This window comes from Teichococcus oryzae, assembly GCF_008386565.1.
Classification (GTDB): Bacteria; Pseudomonadota; Alphaproteobacteria; order Acetobacterales; family Acetobacteraceae; genus Pseudoroseomonas; species Pseudoroseomonas oryzae.
This window is the reverse complement of sequence record NZ_VUKA01000001.1, coordinates 634029-654418: the sequence shown is the minus strand read 5'-3', so window position 1 is coordinate 654418 and position 20390 is coordinate 634029. Positions and strand designations below refer to the sequence as shown.

Below are 20390 nucleotides of genomic sequence, written 5' to 3'. Positions count from 1 at the left end.
CACGCCCCCCTGAGGACTTCCCATGTCTGACAAGAAAATCAGCGAACTCCCCGCCGTCACGGCGCTGAACGACAATGACTCGACGCCGCTCGTTCAGGGCAGCCTGGCATTGGCCGAGACGCGGCGCGCCACCGTGGCGCAGTTGCGCGCCGGCATCCTGACCGAGCGTGCCCTGCATGTGCGCGACTTCGGAGCGGTGGGCGACGGCATCACCGACGATGCCGCGGCCATCCAGGCGGCGCTGAACGCCGCTGCGGCGCAAGGGGGCGGCACTGTGCAGCTGGGCCCGCGCCGCTACCGCGTCGCCGCGTCGGAACTGGACGTGAAGGATGGCGTGTTCCTGCAAGGACGCCCCGGCCCGGGCGGCTGGCGCAAGAATGGCGACTATTCGGGTGTCCGGTACGCGCTGCTGCTGAACCCGGCGCGCACCGTGCGGGTGCGCCGCAATGCCGGCGTTTCCGGCATCGCCCTCCTGCGCGAGGGATTGACCAGCCCGGCGACGCTGCGCCAGGGCCTCGACGCGGCCGCCGCCTTCGCCGGCACCGCCATCACCGTTGGAGATGGCGGCAGCGGCAACACGGATGGCAATGGCGCCGACGCGATGCTGACGAGGCTGCTGATCCTGGGCTTCAACTGGGGCATCTACAGCGAGGGGAATGCGCGGCTCCGCGTCGCCGATGTGCTGGGCGACTGCACCAACGGCATCCATCTCAGCCGGTCCTACGACGTGTCGCGCATCAGCGAGGTGAACTTCCATCCGCTTGTCACCACCTCGCGCTCCTGGTCCAATACCCGGCTGCTGATCTCGGCCGTCGCCAGCAATGGCGCGGGGCAGGTCCGCATCACCACGGCGACGGCGCATGGCCTGGTCAGCGGCGACATGGTGAACATCGCGGAGGTACGCAATTCCGGCGCCTCGGGCCTGTATGGCCGCTGGACCATCGCCATGGTGGACAGCACGAAGTTCGACCTGATCGGCTCCAGCTACGCGGCCGGCTGGACTTCGGGCGGCATGGTGTATGTCAATGCCAACCGGCGCCTCGGCAGCGCCTATGTGGTTGCCGATTGCGACATGGCCTCCTTCGAGAACTGCTTCGAGTACGGCCACGACATCGGCTTCGACGTGCAGGATGCCGTGCATTCCTGCTCCTTCTTCAACATCGGGGCCGATGGCTGGGTGGACATGGCCGACCCGGTCCCGCTGGGCATCCGCATCGCCGGCACGGCCCTGCGCACCAAGTGGGTCGGCGGCTTCCTGTCCTCCAAGGCCTGCTCCATCCAAGTCAACACCACCGGCTCCGAGCAGCACGAGGTAATCGGCGTCAATGTCACCGGCGGCGGGCGCCGCATCGCGGAAGTGCTGGGCGGGCAGCTTTCGCTGATCGGCTGCGACTTCACGGGGGCGCCGGGAACCGGCAATGTCACCATCAGCGCCATCCATCTGGGCAGCGGCGCCGGCAACCTGATCGTGGCCGGCTGCGACACCACGGCTGTCACCTTCACCGCCGACAATGCGGCGGCGATGCAGAAGCTGCAATTGCTCGGCAACCGCATGACGGGGACCGCCGGCACGCAGCGCATCGCGGCCGGGCGCGTGGAGCTGGCGTCGGTGTCCTCCGCCGCGGCCATCGAGACCCGGCTGTCCGCCGACACCGATGGCGCGGTCAACATCCATCGCCGCAGCGCCACGCTCGGCGGTCAGGTGAAGCTGTTCAACACCAGCAACAACAGCGCCGCCAGCTTCACCATCAGCGGGGCGGACTGCGTCTTCGCCGGCGACACCGGCAATCCGAATGCCGGCTTCACCTTCGGCGGCAGCGGCATGACCGCCCCGCAAACGGTCCGCCTGCGCCGCCTCTCGGCCACGCCGGCCGGCAGTGACCGCATCGGGGTGCTGGAAAGCACCGGCAACAACAGCGGCGGAACCGAGCAGGTTTACGCCCGGCTGGTGACGCTGGCGGAGAATGTCGCCGCCGGATCGGAGGCCGGCGCGGTGGTGCTGGAAACGCGCTCCGGCGGCAGCATCGCGGAGCGTTTCCGCCTGGCCGCGAATGGCACGGTCACGCTGTCCGGCCCCCTGCTTCTGCCGGGCAATCCGGCAACAGGCCTGCAGGCGGCGCCGAAGCAGTATGTGGACAGCCAGTTCACCGACCGTCGCCTGGCCACGTTGCCGCTTTCCGGCGCCACCACGATCAGCCACGCGGCGCACAACAACCGCGTCCTGCTCGCCAATCCCGGCACCGCGCTCAACCTTGCCTGGGCCAGCACGCTGGACGGCTTTTCCTGCACGGTGATCAACCGGACGGGCGCCGATCTGAGCATGGCCTTGTCGGGCTTCACCTCCAACACCGCCCCCACCAGCAGCGACGGCTTCACCAGGATCCGGGCCGGTGGCGTCGCGACGCTGATGGTTTATTCGCCGGATGGTGGCACAACGAAGATCTGCCATCTGGCGGGTGGCGGAGCCCCCTGAGCATGATGGTTCCTTCCCTGCCTGGCCTCGCCGGGTCGGGCCAGGCACTGCGCATCGTGGGGCCGGGCTATGCCGATCGCCTGCAGCATCTCCGCGACGGCGCGGCGCTGGTGCAAGGGCCGTCGGGCATGTTCGCCGATGCGGCGGCGAACACGCCACGCTTCCAGGGCGGCCCGAACCGGCTGCTGGTGGAGGATGCGCGGACCAACCTTGTCCGCAACCCGCGTGGCGAAGGCGCGTCGATCGGCAGCGGCATTACCAGGCTGCCGGCCTATTGGCAGATCGACGGCACCGTTCCGACGATCCATGTCATCGGAACCGGCACCGAGGATGGCCTGCCCTTCGTGGAACTGCGCTTTGTCGGCTCCTCGACCTTCGCGCTGCGCTTCGAGGGCGGCAGCATGCCGCTGGTGACATCGGGGCAGACCTATGTTTCCAGCTTCTTTCTGCGGCTGACAGGAGGCAGCCTTTCCAATCTGCTGCTGCAGAACAACCTCATCGCCGGGGGAAACGTGCAAAGCTCCCTGGCGCTGATGCCGCTGAACGCCCCGCTGGGGCAGCAGCGCAGCGCCCATGCCTGGACCTATTCGGGCGGGGCCGCCGCGCTGGCCAGCCGGCTTCGCGCACAATCCAGCGGCAGCTTCGACATCACGCTGCGGCTGGCGGCACCGCAACTGGAAGCCGGCTTCTCGGCCACATCGCCAATCCTCCCCGCGGCGGAGGCACGGATCGCCGCGCTCCGCACGGCCGACCGGCCGGTCTGGGCTCCTGCCCTGCCCTGGGCGCCATCGGGCACGCTGATCCTCCATGCCATGCTGCCGCAGCCGGCCCCGCCCAATGCGGAGCAAGGATTGCTGCAACTGGACGATGGCGGCGACCAGAACCGCCTTGTGCTGGCCAATGCCGCGGGCGGCAACACCATCCAGGCCCGGCTGGTGGGAAGCGGAACCGATCTGGGCATGGTGGCGGGCGGAACCGTGGCGCCCGGCACGGCATTCCGGGCCGCGCTTGCCTGGTCGCCGGATGGGATGGCCCTCTGCCTCGACGGGGGCATCGTACGATCGGTGGCTGGCGGCCCTTCTTCCAGCCTGACGCGGCTTCTGGTGGGCCATGCCTCCGCCGCCCTGAACCGCGCCGCCAATGGCGAGATCGCAGCACTCGACTACAGCGCGGCGCGTCTTCCCGATGCCAGCCTGCAAGCCCTCACCGCAGCAGGCTGACGCGAACAACGCCTTTCAAAGGACAACAGCATCATGCCCATCCTGACCGATTACGGCCGGAACCTGCTCGCGCGTGCCCTTTGCGGCCGCAATCCTTCCCTGCCGACAACGCTCTATGTGGCATTGGGAACCGGGGGCGGAAACACGGGCATCACCGGCGAGCCCGTTGGCAATGGCTATGCCCGCCAGCGCATCAGCTTCACCGGCAATGGCGGCCAGCGCAACACGGAGGTGGTGCGGTTCGTGTTCAATGCCGCGGCGGGCACGCTGAACCATGTGGGCCTTTATGACGCGCTGTCCGGCGGCAATGCGCTGGCCTATGGGCTGCTTGCCCAGAGTGCCGCCATCACCGGCCCCGGCACCGTGACCATTCCCGCCGAAGCCTTCGCCGTCACCGGCGAATGAGCGCCTTCTTCCTTTCCCCACGCTGGAGGACCCTGATGGAACCCTGGATCCGCGCTCAACTTGCCCAGCCCAGCACCTGGCGGGGATTGTTCCTGCTGCTCACCGCCTTGTTCGGCATCACGCTTTCGGCCGAGCTGCAAGCCGCCATCCCCAACCTGGCGATCGCGCTCCTCGGGATCTGGGAAGCGCTCCGGAAGGGCAGCCGTTTTGGTGAACCTGGCGCCTGAAGCGCTTGAGCACATCCCTGGGAGCCGTCGCTTCGCTGACTGTGCCGGCGACGCCTCGGGCTCCCAGGGTGTCGATGCCAGGAAAGCATATGCGCCTGGAGGAGCAGGCCGGGGAAAATCCTGGTCGGGCATCACCATCAGCACTGAATCATACGTAACTTATGGTTGAAATTTTCTAGGGGAATTTCAGAAAAACTTTCGCGCCGTTCTTTTCTCGGAAATCTTTTTCCTGAAACACTCCGAAATCTTCCCGTCCAGCGCTGCTCTTTTTCCAAAGGGTTGATTTAGAGCTTGCGGGCTCCTCGATTTCGCGGAAATAAGTGCTCGCGTTTTCGTGAGCCTCAAGCTAGGCAGTTCCTGTTCCGAGCGCATGGCGGGCGGCCACTTCGCCAGCGAACCTCGCGCAACTCGCACCGGATCTTCCCGACCTTGTCGTCCTGCGCGGCAAGGAATGGAAGATCCTGTGCCCGACGCACAGGAAGCAAAAATGGCTCTTCTCGGGGTCTATGTTGACAACAGCGCCCAGCACGTTCGCCAGTTCGAAAAATGGCTTGGCCGGGATGTGGACGGCGTGCATGGCGTGATCGGCAGTGCCAACTGGACCGATTTCGTTTCAAGCTCTCAATGGTCTGTGGACACGCTCTGGAAGCCAACCGGCCGTGAGGTGTTCTGGTCCGTGCCGCTGATCGTGAATGGGGCAAATCTTTATTCCGCCGCCAATGGCGACTACAACAAGTACTACAAGCAGGTTGCCGAAAACCTTCTAGATTACAGCAACAATCCCACCGGCGACATCTACGTCCGCACCGGATGGGAGTTCAACGGCGACTGGTTCCGCTGGTCCGCCGAGGGCAGGGAAGATGCCTTCATCGGTGCGTTCCGCGAGTTCGTGGACGCCTTCCGCTCTGTATCCAGCCGCTTCAAATTCGAGTGGAACGTCAACGAAGCCTATGGCGGCATGGACCCGGCCAAGGCGTATCCCGGTGACAAGTACGTCGACATCATCGGCATGGATTTCTATTTCAATCCCCAATGGCAGAACTGGGATTCAGCCAAGGCCTTCGCCCATGTCAGGGACCAGAAATATGGCCTGAACTGGCTGGAGAACTTCGCCAAGGCGCATGGCAAGCCCACCGCCTATTCCGAATGGGGCGCCCAGGGGAACAACGCGTCCGGCTTCATCAAGGCGGCGCATGACTGGTTCGAAAGCCACAACGTCGTCTATCAATCCTACTGGGATTCCGACGCCGCCTATCCCGGCCGCCTGTCGGATGGCAGCGATCCGAACACCGGCTCTGCCTACAAGTCGGTTTTCCGGGATGCAAGCACGCCCCCCTCGAATGGCGGCTCCGGCAATAATAGCGACCCGGTGGAGTTGCCAAGCATCGGCACGGGTGGCGCGAAGGCGTCCGCCGGCTGGACCAAGCAATCCTGGGGCGGCAGCGGCCGCGACAACTGGACCGGCACCAGCGGCAATGACTGGTATCAGTCGAATGGCGGCGGCGACATCATGCAGGGCGGCGCGGGGGACGACACATACAACATCTTCTCCAGCAGCGACCGCGTGGTGGAGAAGGCCGGAGCCGGCACGGACACGGTGCAGACCTGGATCGGCAGCTATACCCTGCCCGATCATGTCGAGAACCTGACCTTCTACGGCAGTGGCTGGTCGAACGGCACGGGCAACGGCCTCGCCAACATCATCATCGGCAACAGCGGCGCCAATGTGCTGAACGGCATGGGCGGCAATGACGTGCTGACGGGTGGTGCCGGGGCCGACCTCTTTGTCATCGGCAAGGGCATGGGCCATGACCGCGTCACGGATTTCCGCCGCGGCGAAGGCGACAAGATCAACTTCAAGGGCTTCGGCGACGGCACCTATCTCAGCCAGGAAGGTGATGTATGGTCGCTGCGTGCCGCCGATGGCTCGGTCACCAAGGTGACGATCGCCGGCACCACCTCCCTGTCCAGCAGCGATTACAGCTGGGGCTGAAGGGGGCGGCATCCCTGACCTGATGCCTGGCGAGGCCCGTCCCTCCCTTGCGGGAAGGACGGGCCTGTCGGTTCCGGCGTCAGATCTTCATCGGTCCGTTGAAGCTTTCGCTTTGATCGGCGGTCCAGTTCTCGCCGATCGACGACGCCCATGCCTCCTCCCAGGTGCCCTGGGTGCTGGCCTTGGAATATTCCGTGGCGCGGCCCTCGAAGAAGTTCATGTGCTCCACCGCGTTCAGGATCTCGTCCAGCCAGGGCAGCGGGTTCTTCTCGATGCCGTAATGCGGCTCCAGGCCCAGCTGCTGCAGGCGGCGGTCGGCGATGAAGCGGATATACTGCTTGATGTCCTCCGGCGTCATGCCCTGCACGCCGCCCAGCTCGAAGGCGAGGTCGATGAAGGCGTCCTCGTGCTCGACGATGGTGGTGCAGATCTCCGTCAGGTCGCGGCGGAACTGTTCCGTCCAGATTTCCGGATTCTCCTGGATGAAGGTGCGGAACAGGCGGATGACGGAAAGGCAGTGCAACGTCTCGTCGCGCACCGACCAGGTCACGATCTGCCCCATGCCCTTCATCTTGTTGAAGCGCGGGAAGTTCAGCAGGATGGCGAAGGAGGCGAAAAGCTGCAGGCCTTCGGTGAACGCGCCGAAGGCCGCCAGGGTCTTGGCGATCTCCGTCTTGTTCTCGGTGGTGAAGGACTGCATGTAGTCGTACTTGTCCTTCATCTCCTTGTATTTGAGGAAGGCCTGGTACTCCGTCTCCGGCATGCCGATGGTGTCGAGCAGGTGCGAATAGGCTGCGATGTGGATGGTCTCGATGTTCGAGAAGGACGAGAGCATCATCAGCACTTCGGTCGGTTTGAAGACCTGCGAATAGTGCTTCATGTAGGCCGAGTTCACCTCGACATCCGCCTGCGTGAAGAAGCGGAAGATCTGGGTGATGAGGTTGCGCTCGACGTCGGTGAGGTTCTTCTGCCAGTCCTTCACGTCATCGGCCATCGGAACCTCTTCCGGCAGCCAGTGGACACGCTGCTGGGTCAGCCAGGCGTCATAGGCCCAAGGGTAGCGGAAGGGCTTATAGACCGGATCGGCCGTCAGCAGGTCCATCTTCTCGGGCTGGTCGGACATAACGGAAGATCTCCGGCGGCTGCTGGCGCTGCCTCGCTCATGGCGGAAAGGCGGCTGCCGAGCCAGTTCGTGAGGTTGATCATGGGCCATCGGCCTGTTCAGGCGGCCCGCGCCCGGTTCCTGACGGGAAAGCCGGGTGCGGCTGGCTGGGCTGGATTATAGGCGGCAGGGGGAGAACTGTCGCCTGGCCCTGCGCTCTATTCGGGCCGCGGGATGTCCTGCCTGCCCTGTTCCTGGCGCAGCTTCCATTCATGCCGCCCCACCACGCCCATCCCGCCCACCACCATCAGTGCCAGGCCATACCAGGTGATGGCATAGACCAGGTGGTTGTTGGGAAAATCGAGAGGCGTCATGCCCGCGACAGGCGGGCTCGGCAGGCCGGGGGCTGGACGGGCATCGACGAAATAGGGCGCGACAGGCTGCGGCCCCAGCTTTCGCGCGCGTGCCAGGGCAGCCACGTCGCGGGAATACCAGCGGCCGGCCCCGGGTTCATTGGGCCGCCACAGGGCGCCGCCCGGCTCGTCCCACCGCAGCAGGCCGGTGAAGCGCACCACGCCTTCCGGAACCGGACCGGGCGGGCCGGTTTCGGAGCCCCGCTCGCCGCCCGCGAAGCCGCGATTGACCATCAGGATGAAGCCCTGCTCGCTCAGCAGCGGGCTCATCACCCAATGGCCGGGGCCACGCTGCGTGTTGGCGTCGACCAGCGTGTCCTGCCCGGGAAGGAAGCGGCCCGTGACCTGGAGAGCGCGGTACTCGGCCCCGGCGGCGGTCAGGCCCGGCCACTCCGCCGGGCCCGGCGGCACGGCCGGCGGCGCGTTCACCCGCCCCTCCACCCGGGAGATGAGGTCGAGCTTCCAGGTCCGCCGGGCCATCTGCCAGTTGCCTAGGGCGATGAAGCCGGCCAGGAGCAGCAATGCCAGCGCCGACAGGCCCGCAAGAAACCAGAAAGACCGCGGCCGCTCCGGCGGCTCCAGCAATGCGGGGGACGAGGGTGCTTCGGCGTTCATCGCCCTGCCGGGTTAACGGCGCGGGCGCGGCGGGGTCAATCCAGCCTCAGCAAACAGCGCGGGATGCCGGGCCAGGGAAGCGGCCTCCGAAGCGGCGCCGGCTCCCTGGCCCAGGTCATCCTGGGTCAGGGACTTACTGGCAGGCTAGGCATTCCTCGTAATTGGTGCCTTCCCCGGCCACGGCCCGCGCGGCGAGCGGGGGCGCGCCGGGCAGCACCGCCTCCAGGCTGGTCGCCGCGGCGAAGCCGAGCGTGGGCTGGACAGCGACCTTCTCGCTGATGGTGTCGGCACGCTGGATGGACAGCGAACGGCAGTAGTAGAGCGACTTCACGCCCTTCTTCCACGCCTGGTAGTGGATCTGGTGCAGGTCGCGCTTGTGCACATCCGCCGGCAGGAACAGGTTCACCGACTGCGACTGGCAGATAAAGGGCGTGCGGTCGGCGGCATGCTCGACCACCCAGCGCTGGTCAAGCTCGAAGGCGGTCTTGAACACCGCCTTTTCCTGTTCGCTGAGGAAGTCGAGGTGCTGCACGCTGCCCTTGTTCACCGTCACCAGCGTCCAGGTGTCCTCGTCATCGCGGCCATGCTTCGCCAGCACCTTCTTCAGGTACGGGTTGCGCACGATGAAGGAGCCGGACAGCGTCTTGTGGTTGTACACATTCGCCGCGATCGGCTCGATTCCCGGCGAGGCGCCGCCGCAGATGATGGAGATCGACGCGGTGGGCGCGATCGCCATCTTGTTGGAGAAACGCTCGTTGAAGCCGTACTCAGCCGCGTCCGGGCATGGCCCGCGCTCATCGGCCAGCAGGCGGGAAGCGGCATCGGCCTGTTCGCGGATGTGCTTGAACATCCGCTTGTTCCAAACCTTGGCGATGACGCTCTCGAACGGCACGTTCTGCGATTGCAGGAAGGAATGGAAGCCCATCACGCCGAGGCCGACGGAGCGTTCCCGCATGGCGCTGTACTTGGCGCGCGCCATGGAATCCGGCGCCTTGTCGATGAAGTCCTGCAACACGTTGTCGAGGAAGCGCATCACGTCGGGGATGAAGCGCGGCTCGTCCTTCCACTCGAACCAGGTCTCGAGGTTCAGGGAGGACAGGCAGCACACCGCCGTCCGCTCCTGGCCGTGCTGGTCGCGCCCGGTGGGCAGGGTGATCTCCGAGCAAAGGTTGGAGGTCTTCACTTCCAGCCCTGCCAGCTTCTGGTGCTCGGGCTGGGCGCGGTTCACATGGTCGGAATAGATGATGTAGGGCTCGCCCTGCTCGATCCGCGCCATCAGGATGCGGATCCACAGCGAGCGCGCCGAGATCTTGCGGATCACCGCGCCATCCTTGGGCGAGGTGAGCGCCCATTCCTCATCGGCTTCAACCGCGCGCATGAAGGCATCGGGAACCAGGATGCCGTGGTGCAGGTTCAGCGCCTTGCGGTTCGGGTCGCCGCCGGTGGGGCGGCGCATATCCACGAATTCCTCGATCTCAGGGTGCGAGACCGGCAGGTAAACCGCCGCCGAGCCGCGCCGCAGCGAGCCCTGGCTGATCGCCAGGGTCAGGCTGTCCATGACACGGATGAAGGGGATGATGCCGGAGGTCTTGCCGTTCTGCCCGACCTTCTCGCCGATCGAGCGCAGATTGCCCCAGTAGGAGCCGATGCCGCCGCCCTTGGAGGCCAGCCAGACATTCTCGTTCCAGAGGTCGACGATGCCGTTCAGGCTGTCATTCGCCTCGTTCAGGAAGCAGGAGATCGGCAGGCCGCGGGAGGTGCCGCCATTCGACAGCACCGGCGTCGCCGGCATGAACCACAGCTTCGAGATGTAGTCGTAGATGCGCTGGGCATGCGCCGCGTCGTCGCCATAGGCGCTGGCGACGCGGGCGAACAGGTCCTGGTAGGATTCGCCCGGCATCAGGTAGCGGTCGTCGAGCGTGGCCTTGCCGAAATCGGTCAGCAACGCATCGCGGGAGCGATCCACGCGGACCTGGCCATGCCCGGCAAGCTGAATATCGGCGGCAAGCTGAACGGCATCGAGCAAGGTACGAATCCCTCGAAAGGCTGGGGCAGATCGGGCGCACCTTTGCACCCTGCCGCATCCCGCTTCAACACCTTCTTAACCCACATATGGTATGTGAATTTGCGCGGTGACACCAAGATTGGGCTTGCATGCCGCCACCCGTCGCCGCGACTCCCAGTGCCGACAAGCCTTTGGGCGCCGTTTCGTGATCAACATGGCCCTTGCCGAACGGCGCCGCCGCAGGCAGCAGCAGCGGATGCTCCGCCATTTGGCCTCCGCCGCGCTGCTGGCCATGTTCCTGTCCCTGCACAGCGGGGCACGGGCCGAATCGGATGACTGGGCCGCTTGCCGCCAGGCCATCGCCGCCGCCGAGCCCGGCGCCGGCGTTCCGCCCGGCCTGCTGGCCGCCATCGCCCTGGTGGAAACCGGGCGGCGCAGCCCCACCGGGTCGCCACAGCCCTGGCCCTGGTCGGTCAACGCCGAGGGCCAGAGCTATTACGCCCCCAGCAAGGCGGCCGCCATCAGCCGCGTGCGGCAAATCCAGGAGCGCGGCGTGCGCTCCATCGATGTGGGTTGCATGCAGGTCAACCTCCTGCACCACCCGGATGCCTTTTCCAGCCTGGAGGAAGCCTTCGATCCCGCGGCCAATCTGCGCTACGCCGCGCGGTTCCTGCGCTCGCTGCAGGCGCAGACGGGGGATTGGGGCACCGCCATCGGCCGCTACCATTCCGGCGAGGCGGAGCGCGGCCTGGCCTATAGCCGCCGCGTCGCCCTGGCGCGGCTGGGCAAGGCGTGGGGCGGCGGCGGCCCGGTGCCGCTGTCACGGGAAGCGGTGGGCGATGTGTGCGCCGCCGGGCTGCGCCCTGCCCTGCTATTTGGCGGCGCGCAGGAGGCCCGCCGCTTCATGACGCTGGAGGCGCGCCGGGCCAACCGCGCCGTGCCCGTGCCGCCCGCCGCGCGCAAGCCGCGCCTGGTCTGCCTGCGGCCGGAAAGGCTGGCGGGCCGTTGAAGCCGGACACCGCCCGGGCCGGCAACCGCCTGTCGCGGCCCCACGTTGCATCCGTGAGCAGAGGACCCAGACCATGCGCCAGCCCCTCACCCGCGCCGCCCTGCTGCTGGGCCTGACGCTGCTTGCCGCCTGCGCGGGCGGCGGGACGGCCGAGTTCGACCACAACATGGCCAGCTATGTCGGCCAGCCAGAGGTGCGGCTGGTGGAAGGCCTGGGAGTGCCGCATCGCGTCTACGAGTCTGAAGGCCGGCGCTTCCTGGGATATGATTTCAGCAGCGAGGCGGCGCCGGCCTCTTCCGGCTTCAGCTTCGGCGTTGGCGGCGGCAGCTTCAGCGGGGGTCACCATGGCAGCGGGTTCGGCACCGGCATCGGCATCGGCATACCGCTGGGAGGCGGCTATGAAGCGCAGCCCTGCCTTGTGACCTTCGAGATCCGCGACGGACGGGTGCTGGATTTCCGCCGCCAGGGCGAGAACTGCCGCTAACGCCGCCCCGATCGGGAACGGTTGGCGCAGGCGCCTGTTGGCGATACTTCATGCGGATTCCCGGCCGTGGCCGGGTGCCCAGAACCCTCATGGAGGAAGCCCGGAGATGGAAGCCGTTCCGTTCGATACGCGCCTCAACCTGATCGGCGGCGAGTGGCACGAGCCTGTCGGGCGCGAGACCATGCCGCTGCTCAATCCGTCCGATGGCAGCAGGCTCGCCGCCATCGCGCGCAGCGATGCAAGCGACATCGACCGTGCCGTGGCGGCGGCGCAGGAAGCCCGGCGGGGCGCCTGGGGGCGCATGACGGCGGCCGAGCGTGGCCGGCTGCTGTTCACCATGTCGCGCATCGTGCTGGAGCGGGCGGACGAGCTGGCCCGGCTGGAAGCACTGGATGTCGGCAAGCCGCTGCGCCAGGCCAAGGCCGACGCGCTGGCGCTGGCGCGCTACCTCGAATTCTATGGCGGCGCCGCCGACAAGCTGCATGGCGACACCATCCCCTATCTGGATGGCTACACGGTGATGACGGTGCATGAGCCGCTCGGCGTCACCGGCCACATCGTGCCGTGGAACTATCCGATGCAGATCATCGGCCGCTCCGTTACCGCGGCGCTGGCCATGGGCAATGCGGTGGTGATCAAGCCGGCCGAGGAAGCCTGCCTCACCGCCATCGCCTATGCCCGCATCGCCCAGGAAGCCGGCTTCCCGGCCGGCGCGGTGAACCTTGTTTCCGGCACGGGCGAGGAAGCCGGCGCCGCCCTGTCGGCGCATCGCGGCATCAACCACATCTCCTTCACCGGCTCGGTGGCGGTGGGCACGCTGGTGCAGGCGGCGGCGGCGAAGAACGCCGTGCCGGTGACGCTGGAGCTCGGCGGCAAGTCGCCGCAGATCGTGTTCGCCGATGCCGACCTGGAGGCCGCTCTGCCCTTCCTGGTGAATGCGGGCATCCAGAATGCCGGCCAGACCTGCTCGGCCGCGTCGCGCATCCTGGTACAAAGCTCGGTGCATGACCGCGTGCTCGCCGCCATGGCGGAGCGCTACAAGGCGCTGCGCGTCGGCCCTGCCGCGGACGATCTCGACATGGGTCCCCTGGTCTCGGCCCGGCAGCAGGAGATCGTGCGTGGCTATCTCGACTGCGTGCCGCGCGACGGGCTGGTTGTGGCGGCCCAGGGCAGCCTCGCATCCGGTGCGCCCTCCGGTGGCTATTACGTGCAGCCGACGCTGGTGGCGGGCGCCTCGGTGGATTCGCGTCTGGCACAGGAAGAAATCTTCGGCCCCGTGCAGGTGGTGATCCCGTTCAAGGACGAGGAGGAGGCGCTGGCCATCGCCAACGGCACCGATTACGGGCTGGTAGCCGGCGTCTGGACCGCCGATGTCGGCCGCGCCATGCGCATGGCGCGCGGCATCCAGACAGGGCAGGTTTTCATCAACAACTATGGCGCCGGCGGCGGCGTGGAGCTGCCCTTTGGCGGCGTCAAGCGGTCCGGTCATGGGCGGGAAAAGGGCTTTGAGGCGCTGTATTCCTTTGCCTCGCTGAAGACCATCGCGATCCGTCACGGCTGAGGACACCCAGGGGATCGGGCATCGGATCGCCATTGTTCCAGGTGGCGAGCCGAAGTTCGGGCGGCACGCGCAACGTCGTGGCCAGCGGCGAAGTGGGCGTGTCGCCGCAGGTCCTGGCCGAATGGCCCGCCGCGCCCTGCCCGCACCAACCGGGCACATTGGCCGTGCCGTACATTTCCCGTGCATCACGCGGCTCTCATGTCCGTCAGATCGCCCAAGACGCAAGGCTGGACGGTGCGCCTCAGGCTTTGCCTTGCCCGATGCCGCGCGTGACATGAACCCTCGACGGAAACAACGATCTGCTGCAAAAGCCGCCATCCGGCCATAGCCGACAAGCCATGACATGATGGGGGAAAGCGCGATGGGCGCAGCTTCTGGCGAAGGTTCCGCTGCACGCGGCCCGACAACGGTCAGCGAGGTGGAGCGCCGCACCATGGGCAAGGTGGCGTGGCGCCTTCTGCCTTTCCTGATCGTCTGCTACTTCATTTCCTATCTGGACCGCGTGAACATCGGTTTCGCCGGCCCTGGGATGCGGGCCGATCTTGGCCTCAGTGCCAGTGCTTTCGGCCTTGCCGCAGGCGTCTTCTTCCTGGCCTATTTCGCCTTCGAGGTGCCCAGCAACCTGGCCTTGAACCGCTTCGGCGCGAGGCTGTGGATCGCGCGCATCATGTTCACCTGGGGCCTGCTGTCCGGGGCGCAGGCTTTTGTCGGCAGCGAGACCAGCCTGATCGTGGTGCGCGTGCTGCTCGGCGCCGCCGAGGCTGGCTTCTTCCCTGGTGTCATCTTCTATCTGACGCTGTGGTTCCCTACGGCTTATCGCGGCCGCATCGTCGGCTGGTTCATGTTCGCCATTCCGTTCTCCTCCGCGCTGGGCTCGCCGGTATCGGGCTACCTGCTGAACATGGACGGCATCTGGGGCCTGCATGGCTGGCAGTGGATGTTCATCATCGAGGCGATCCCGGCGCTGCTGCTGACGGCCGGCGTGCTGTGGTACCTGACGGATCGCCCCGCCGAGGCGAAGTGGCTGACCGGGGAGGAGAAGCAGTGGCTCGCCGCCACGCTGCGCGAGGAGGAGCGCCAGCGCGAGGCCGTGGTGCGCTACGAATGGTGGCAGACCCTGCTGAACCCGCGCATCATCGCCTATGGCCTGGTTTATCTCGGGCTGGTGTCGCCGCTCTACACGCTGGGCTTCTTCCAGCCGCAGATCATCCAGGCGATCGGCAACCTGTCCAATGTGGAGCTTGGCTTCGTCAACGCCTTCCCCTTCGCCGTCGGCGCGGTGACCATGGTGCTGTGGGGCTTCTTCTCCGACCGGCTGCAGGAGCGGAAATGGACCACCATCTTCGCCGCCGCCTGCGCCACCGCCGGCCTGCTGATCGCCGCCAGCAATGACGGGCTGATGCTGAAGATGCTGGGCCTGGCGCTCGCCAGCTTCGGCATCTTCGCGGCATTGCCGATCTTTTGGTCGCTGCCCACCGCCTTCCTCAGCGGCGCCGCCGCGGCGGCTGGCATTGCCTGGATCAACTCGGTGGGCAATCTCGGCGGCTATTTCGGGCCGCAGATCTTCGGTATCATCAAGGACTACTCCGGCGGCGATTACTATGGCCTGCTGTTCATGGCCGCCCTGCCGATCATGTCGATCCTGCTGATCCTGCTGCTGGAAAGGCGGGGCGCGCCGCACCGCCAGGCCCAGCAGCCAGCGGAATGACGCGCCGCCCTTTTCAGAAGTCGTAGAGCCGCGCCGGGTTGTCCACCAGGATGGCCCGGCGCGCCGCCTCATCCGGCACCCATTCGGCCAGCAGGTTCAGCACCCGTCCGTCATCGACCGGCATGGGGGGCGCGATGTCGGTGGGCTTGCGGCCCGCCAGGGTGGCGCTGTCCGGATGCGGCCAGTCGGTGCCCCAGACGATGCGCTCGGGGTTCGCCGCCACCAGGGCCCGCGCCAGCGGCGCCACGGCCGGATAATCCGGCGCCTCGCTGGAGGCGCGGTAGGCGCCGGAAATCTTCACATAGGCGCGGCCGGCCTTCACCAGGCCGAGCACCGCCGCGAAGCCCGGCTGCTCCACGCCCTGCGCCGCCTGGGCGCCGGCGAAATGATCGAACACCACCGGCATGGGCAGGGCGGAAAGCCGCTCCTGCAGCGCCGCCACCAGAGGCAGCCGCGCATAGACCTGGAGGTGCCAAGGGCGCCCCTGGATGCGGGCCAGCGCATCATCCAGGATGCGGCCGGCGGCAGCCGGGTCGGTGACGCCGCCGGTTTCCAGATTGACGCGGATGCCACGGATGCCGGCGGCATGCATGCTGTCCAGGACCTGCGGAGTGGTGTCGGCGCCGATCACCGCCACGCCGCGCGCCCGCTTCGGCCCGAGCTGCCGCATCCCGTCCAGCGTGGCGGAATTGTCGGTGCCGTAGACGCTGGGCTGCACGATCACCACGCGGTCCAGCCCCATGGCCTTCTGCAAGGCCAGAAGGTGGTCTGCGGTGGCGATGGGCGGGGTGTAGGCCCGGCCGCTCCAGAACGGAAAGCGCGCCGGGTCGGGGAATACATGGGTGTGGCAGTCGCAGGAGCCTGGCGGCGGGGTGAAGGCAACAGGCGTTTGCACGGTGGGGGCCATGGCCGTGGCGGCGTTGCCGGCCCTGCCATGGGCCGCGACACTCAGCGCTCCAGCCAGGAACAATCCTTCTCGGCGCGTCATCATGGGCGAATCTCCTTTTTGGGCCGCCATCTGATGTGGCGGATAGCGCAGGCTGGACCGCCGCCGCACGGGACGCAACGGCCTACCTCCGCGTCCGGCGCCGGCCTATATCCTTTCTGCATGAGCAGCTCCCTCCCCGGTTCCGTCTGCGACAGCCCCGAAGCGGCCGTCGATGCCCTGGAAGCCCTCTATGATGAAGCGGTGGAGGCGGAACGGGCCGCGCTGGACCGATTCATCGCGGGCGGCGCGCCGCCCGATGCGGCCGAGCGGGCGGCCTTCCGCTACCCCGCCCTGACGCTGCGCTGGCAGCCTGAAGGGCCGCCGCCCCAGACCCGCCGCGCCTGGGCCAAGCTGCAAAGTCCCGGCGACTATATCACCACCATCACCCAGCCCGCCGCCTTCCGCCGCTACCTGCTGGAACAGTTGCGGCCGCTGATGGCGGAATATGGCGCCACCGTGTCAGTCAGCCCCAGCGACCGGGAGATCCCCTATCCCTATGTCCTGGAGGGCGGCGACGAGCTGGCGCGCGGCGGCGTCTCGGCCGCGGCCCTGGCGCGGCACTTCCCGGTTCCCATGCTTTCGGCCGTGGGAGACGAGGTGGCGGACGGCCTGTGGCGCTTCCGGGAAAGCGAGCCGCTGCCGCTGTCGCTGTTCGACGCGGCGCGGGTGGATTACTCGCTGCGGCGGCTGCAACACTACACCGGCACGGATTGGCGCGACCTGCGGCCCTGGATCCTGCTGACCAACTACCAGCGCTATATCGGGCAGTTCGTGGATTGGGCGCTGGAGGAGCTGGCGCGGCCGGACAGCCCCTATGACCGGCTGGTGCTGCCCGGCGGCGGTGCCGTGACCCGTGGGCAGGACCAGGCCTCGGCCCTGGCTTCGGTGGCCGAGGCGCCCTGGCAGCGCTTCCAGATGCCGGCCTATCACCTGCACCGGGCCGATGGCGCGGATGGCATCACCATCGTCAACATCGGCGTCGGCCCCTCCAACGCCAAGACCATCACCGACCATCTGGCGGTGACGCGGCCGCATTGCTGGCTGATGATCGGCCATTGCGGCGGGCTGCGGCAAAGCCAGGAGATTGGCGACTACGTGCTGGCGCATGGCTATCTGCGGCGGGACCGCATCCTGGACGACCTGTTGCCGCCCGAGATCCCCGTCCCCGCCCTGGCGGAGGTGCAGGTGGCGTTGCAGCAGGCCGCCGCCGCCGTGACCGGGGAAGCAGGAGCGGCGCTGAAGCGGCGGCTGCGCACCGGCACCGTGGTGTCCTATGACGACCGCAACTGGGAACTGCGCTTCACCCAGGAGCGGCTGCGCATCAACCTGTCCCGCGCCATTGCCGTGGACATGGAAAGCGGGACGCTGGCGGCGCAGGGATACCGGCTGCGCGTGCCCTATGGCACGCTGCTTTGCGTGTCCGACAAGCCGCTGCATGGCGAGATCAAGCTGCCCGGCGCCGCCACCGCCTTCTACCAGCGCGCCGTCAGCGAGCACCTGGCGATCGGCATCGCCACCTTCGACATCCTGCGGGAACAGTTGACGGCGTTGCATTCCCGCAAGCTGCGTGCCTTCGACGAGCCGCCATTCCGCTGAAGCGGCCCGCCCTGGCCCCTCCGGGGCGTGTAGGACCGCGCGTTCATCCCCATGCGGTGAACGCGTGATCCACGCAGCTATCCACAACCCTATCCCCGCAATCTGGGGATAAGCGGGCGGATGGGCGGCAGTTCTCCAAACGTTCCGAAAGCTCCTGCCCTTCCTTCCGCCTCGACCGGCAAGGCCCCCAGGGCTCGTCACCGGGATCAGGAAACAGGCCACGTCCCCTTTGGAAACAGCCAGGCTAAAGATGAGAGATGCCATTGCGAGGCATTCTCAATAGTGGCATGAAGCTGTGCCCCATCCGTTTCGAGATCCCGCATGACCCGCTCCTCCCGCTCCTTCCTGCTGGCCTCGGCCGCCATGTGCTGCCTGCTCGGGTGGGGCCCGCCGGCTCGTGCGCAATCCGGAACCGCGAATGATTCCGTCCTTGTCCTGCCGCCGGTCGATGTTCAGGCCACGGCGTGGCGTTCCTGGGAAAGCGTGCCCGGCTATGTGGCGCCGGTCACCACCACCGGCTCCAAGACCGACACGCCGCTGATCGAGGCGCCGCAATCGGTGGGCGTGGTGACGCGCGACCAGATCGACGACCAGGCGGCGCAAAGCGTGTCCCAGGCGCTGCGCTACACTGCCGGCGTGCTGGGCGAGATTCGTCCCTCCGCCCGCTATGACAGCGTGTTCGTGCGCGGCTTCGGCGGACAGGGCACCAACGCCGCCTTCGTCAACTTCCTCGACGGATTGCGCCAGGGCCGCGGCCTGTATTTCGGCGTGCCCAACACCGATCCCTGGCTGCTGGAGCGCATCGAGGTGCTGCGTGGCCCGGCTTCCGTGCTGTATGGCCAGACCGGCGCCGGCGGACTGGTGAACCTGGTCAGCCGCCGTCCCAGCGCGGACCACGTCAATGAGGTGCGGCTGGAAGCCGGCAGCCACGCATTGATGCAGACCGCCTTCGACCTTGGCGGCCGGCTCACCGAGGACGGCACCCTTCTCTACCGCCTCACCGGCATCGCCCGGAGGTCCGACACCCAGTACGACCACACGGAGGAGGAGCGGATCGCGATCGCGCCCGCCCTCACCTGGCGCCCGGATGACAACACCAGCGTCACGGTCCTGGCCTCCTACCAGCACGACCCCGAGGGTGGCTTCTACAATTTCGTGCCGGCCTCCGGCACCGTGCTGCCCAACCCGGTTGGCACCATCCGCCGCAACTTCTTCGGCGGCGACCCGGCCTATGACCGCTACCACCGCACCCAGGCCGCCATCGGCTACCAGTTCGAGCACCGCCTCGACGATGTCTGGAAGGTGCGTCAGAACTTCCGCTATTCGCACATCGACGCGGAGGTCTACGTTCTTTCCGTGCGGTCGGTGGCCAACAACCGGACCGGAAATCGCGGCGCCACCTTTGTTTCCGATCATGCCAACGCCTTCGCGCTGGACAACCAGGCGCAGGCCGACTTCACCACCGGCGCCCTGCGCCACACCATGCTGTTCGGCGCCGACTGGCAGCGCACCTCCAGCCGCGCGCGGCAGGGCATGGGCCCCGCCCCTTCCATCGACCTGTTCGCGCCGGTCTACCACCAGCCGATCCCGCCGATCTTCACAACACCCGCCGGCCTGACCAACCAGGAACTGGATCAGCTGGGCTTCTACGTGCAGGATCAGGTCGCGCTAGGCCGCTGGCGCTTCAATCTCGGCCTCCGCTACGACCGCGCCAGCATCGGCACCACCACGCATCTGGCGAGCGGCGCCAACGCCGCCCAGGAATCCCAGTTCGACGACAAGGTGACCTGGCGGGCCGGCGCCCTTTACCTGTTCGACAATGGCGTGGCGCCCTATGCCAGCTATTCCACCTCCTTCCTGCCCAACACGGGCACGGCGGCGCCGCAGCGCGGCGGCGGCACCTTCTCGCCCACGACGGGCGAGCAGTACGAGGTCGGCGTGAAGTACCAGCCGCCGGGCCGCAACAGCTTCGTGCAGCTCGCCGCCTACCACATCACGCAGCAGAACGTGCTGACCGCCGATCCGCTCTACGCCACCTATTCCGTGCAGCAGGGCGAGATCCGCTCCCGCGGCATCGAGCTGGAAGGCCGCGCCAGTCTGAGCGACAGCCTGGATCTGATCGGCGCCTATTCCTACATCGATGCCGAGGTCACCAAGAGCAGCGCGGCGGGCGTGGCCGGCAACCGCGTGCCGCAGGTGCCGAACCACATCGCGAGCGGCTGGGCCAATTACAGCTTCCGCGACGGCCCGCTGCGCGGCCTATCCCTCGGTGGCGGCACGCGCTTCATCGGCTCGACCTACGGCAACGACACCAACACCTTCAAGGTCGATGCGGTGACGTTGTTCGATGCCGCGCTGCGCTACGACCTCGGGGCGCGCTTCGAAAGCGCGAAGGGCGTGGAACTCGCCGTCAACGCGCAGAACATCGGCGACAAGGACTACGTGGCCAGCTGCTCCTCGGCCACGGCCTGCTATTTCGGCACCGGCCGCCTCATCCTCGGCTCGGTCCGCGCCCGGTGGTAGGAAGGGCGCGCAGCGGCCTGGCGCGGAGCCTTCACCGGATCGGCAAGGCCCGGCCGGAGGCACCGCCG

General features: G+C 67.3%; 15 protein-coding genes. 11 read left to right on the top strand and 4 right to left on the bottom strand.

The features are described from left to right. The first annotated feature begins 22 nt into the window (after positions 1-22). The 5 genes from F0Q34_RS22125 to F0Q34_RS02985 all read left to right on the top strand — a co-directional run bounded on the left by F0Q34_RS22125 (position 23) and on the right by F0Q34_RS02985 (position 6318). Positions 23-2473: a glycosyl hydrolase family 28-related protein gene (locus tag F0Q34_RS22125; RefSeq protein ID WP_174241969.1), complete on the top strand. Its 2451-nt coding sequence runs from the start codon at positions 23-25 to the stop codon at positions 2471-2473. A 2-nt stretch (positions 2474-2475) separates the two neighbouring features. Next, entirely contained in the window at positions 2476-3693 is a 1218-nt protein-coding gene (locus F0Q34_RS03000; RefSeq protein ID WP_149810637.1) for a phage head spike fiber domain-containing protein, read from the top strand. 33 nt (positions 3694-3726) lie between these two features. After that, positions 3727-4098, top strand: a complete 372-nt coding sequence (locus F0Q34_RS02995; RefSeq protein ID WP_149810636.1) for a phage tail fiber protein — start codon at positions 3727-3729, stop codon at positions 4096-4098. A gap of 35 nt (positions 4099-4133) precedes the next feature. After that, complete coding sequence (locus F0Q34_RS02990) at positions 4134-4325, top strand: hypothetical protein (RefSeq protein ID WP_149810635.1); 192 nt, start codon at positions 4134-4136, stop codon at positions 4323-4325. Between the two features lie 487 nt (positions 4326-4812). Further along, positions 4813-6318 (top strand): glycosyl hydrolase, encoded by a 1506-nt coding sequence (locus tag F0Q34_RS02985; RefSeq protein ID WP_161600763.1) that lies wholly within the window; start codon positions 4813-4815, stop codon positions 6316-6318. Between the two features lie 79 nt (positions 6319-6397). On the opposite strand, the gene F0Q34_RS02980 is transcribed toward F0Q34_RS02985, so the two are convergent. The 3 genes from F0Q34_RS02980 to F0Q34_RS02970 form a co-directional block, all read right to left on the bottom strand. Continuing rightward, complete coding sequence (locus F0Q34_RS02980) at positions 6398-7441, bottom strand: ribonucleotide-diphosphate reductase subunit beta (RefSeq protein ID WP_149810633.1); 1044 nt, start codon at positions 7439-7441, stop codon at positions 6398-6400. A gap of 197 nt (positions 7442-7638) precedes the next feature. Further along, a complete protein-coding gene (locus tag F0Q34_RS02975) occupies positions 7639-8448 on the bottom strand; it encodes an SURF1 family protein (RefSeq protein WP_149810632.1) in 810 nt (269 codons plus the stop codon). A 133-nt stretch (positions 8449-8581) separates the two neighbouring features. Next, positions 8582-10474: a ribonucleoside-diphosphate reductase subunit alpha gene (locus F0Q34_RS02970; RefSeq protein ID WP_149810631.1), complete on the bottom strand. Its 1893-nt coding sequence runs from the start codon at positions 10472-10474 to the stop codon at positions 8582-8584. A gap of 235 nt (positions 10475-10709) precedes the next feature. Here F0Q34_RS02970 and F0Q34_RS22120 point away from each other — a divergent pair, with 235 nt between their 5' ends. From F0Q34_RS22120 to F0Q34_RS02950, 4 genes are all read left to right on the top strand, one after another. Continuing rightward, the gene (locus tag F0Q34_RS22120; protein WP_241665290.1) at positions 10710-11462 is read left to right on the top strand and encodes a lytic transglycosylase domain-containing protein; all 753 of its coding nucleotides are present in this window, start codon (positions 10710-10712) and stop codon (positions 11460-11462) included. Between the two features lie 73 nt (positions 11463-11535). Then, positions 11536-11946: a hypothetical protein gene (locus tag F0Q34_RS02960; protein WP_149810629.1), complete on the top strand. Its 411-nt coding sequence runs from the start codon at positions 11536-11538 to the stop codon at positions 11944-11946. A gap of 106 nt (positions 11947-12052) precedes the next feature. Then, on the top strand, positions 12053-13507 hold the full coding sequence (locus tag F0Q34_RS02955) for an aldehyde dehydrogenase family protein (protein WP_149810628.1): 1455 nt from the start codon (positions 12053-12055) through the stop codon (positions 13505-13507). A gap of 361 nt (positions 13508-13868) precedes the next feature. After that, positions 13869-15215 (top strand): MFS transporter, encoded by a 1347-nt coding sequence (locus F0Q34_RS02950; protein ID WP_241665289.1) that lies wholly within the window; start codon positions 13869-13871, stop codon positions 15213-15215. A gap of 13 nt (positions 15216-15228) precedes the next feature. Here the strand turns inward: F0Q34_RS02950 and F0Q34_RS02945 are convergent, their stop codons facing one another. Continuing rightward, entirely contained in the window at positions 15229-16206 is a 978-nt protein-coding gene (locus F0Q34_RS02945) for an amidohydrolase family protein (RefSeq protein ID WP_149810627.1), read from the bottom strand. 117 nt (positions 16207-16323) lie between these two features. Here F0Q34_RS02945 and F0Q34_RS02940 point away from each other — a divergent pair, with 117 nt between their 5' ends. Continuing rightward, positions 16324-17799, top strand: a complete 1476-nt coding sequence (locus tag F0Q34_RS02940; RefSeq protein ID WP_149810626.1) for an AMP nucleosidase — start codon at positions 16324-16326, stop codon at positions 17797-17799. 321 nt (positions 17800-18120) lie between these two features. Then, on the top strand, positions 18121-20322 hold the full coding sequence (locus F0Q34_RS02935; RefSeq protein WP_149810625.1) for a TonB-dependent siderophore receptor: 2202 nt from the start codon (positions 18121-18123) through the stop codon (positions 20320-20322). The last annotated feature ends 68 nt before the right edge of the window (positions 20323-20390 follow it).

Excerpts from the sequence above, each read along its gene's own strand:
- F0Q34_RS22125 (WP_174241969.1), top strand. The coding sequence starts at position 23 with ATGTCTGACAAGAAAATCAGCGAACTCCCCGCCGTCACGGCGCTGAAC.
- F0Q34_RS03000 (WP_149810637.1), top strand. The coding sequence starts at position 2,476 with ATGATGGTTCCTTCCCTGCCTGGCCTCGCCGGGTCGGGCCAGGCACTG.
- F0Q34_RS02995 (WP_149810636.1), top strand. The coding sequence starts at position 3,727 with ATGCCCATCCTGACCGATTACGGCCGGAACCTGCTCGCGCGTGCCCTT.
- F0Q34_RS02990 (WP_149810635.1), top strand. The coding sequence starts at position 4,134 with ATGGAACCCTGGATCCGCGCTCAACTTGCCCAGCCCAGCACCTGGCGG.
- F0Q34_RS02985 (WP_161600763.1), top strand. The coding sequence starts at position 4,813 with ATGGCTCTTCTCGGGGTCTATGTTGACAACAGCGCCCAGCACGTTCGC.
- F0Q34_RS02980 (WP_149810633.1), bottom strand. The coding sequence starts at position 7,441 with ATGTCCGACCAGCCCGAGAAGATGGACCTGCTGACGGCCGATCCGGTC.
- F0Q34_RS02975 (WP_149810632.1), bottom strand. The coding sequence starts at position 8,448 with ATGAACGCCGAAGCACCCTCGTCCCCCGCATTGCTGGAGCCGCCGGAG.
- F0Q34_RS22120 (WP_241665290.1), top strand. The coding sequence starts at position 10,710 with ATGCTCCGCCATTTGGCCTCCGCCGCGCTGCTGGCCATGTTCCTGTCC.
- F0Q34_RS02960 (WP_149810629.1), top strand. The coding sequence starts at position 11,536 with ATGCGCCAGCCCCTCACCCGCGCCGCCCTGCTGCTGGGCCTGACGCTG.
- F0Q34_RS02955 (WP_149810628.1), top strand. The coding sequence starts at position 12,053 with ATGGAAGCCGTTCCGTTCGATACGCGCCTCAACCTGATCGGCGGCGAG.
- F0Q34_RS02950 (WP_241665289.1), top strand. The coding sequence starts at position 13,869 with ATGGGCGCAGCTTCTGGCGAAGGTTCCGCTGCACGCGGCCCGACAACG.
- F0Q34_RS02945 (WP_149810627.1), bottom strand. The coding sequence starts at position 16,206 with ATGATGACGCGCCGAGAAGGATTGTTCCTGGCTGGAGCGCTGAGTGTC.
- F0Q34_RS02940 (WP_149810626.1), top strand. The coding sequence starts at position 16,324 with ATGAGCAGCTCCCTCCCCGGTTCCGTCTGCGACAGCCCCGAAGCGGCC.
- F0Q34_RS02935 (WP_149810625.1), top strand. The coding sequence starts at position 18,121 with ATGACCCGCTCCTCCCGCTCCTTCCTGCTGGCCTCGGCCGCCATGTGC.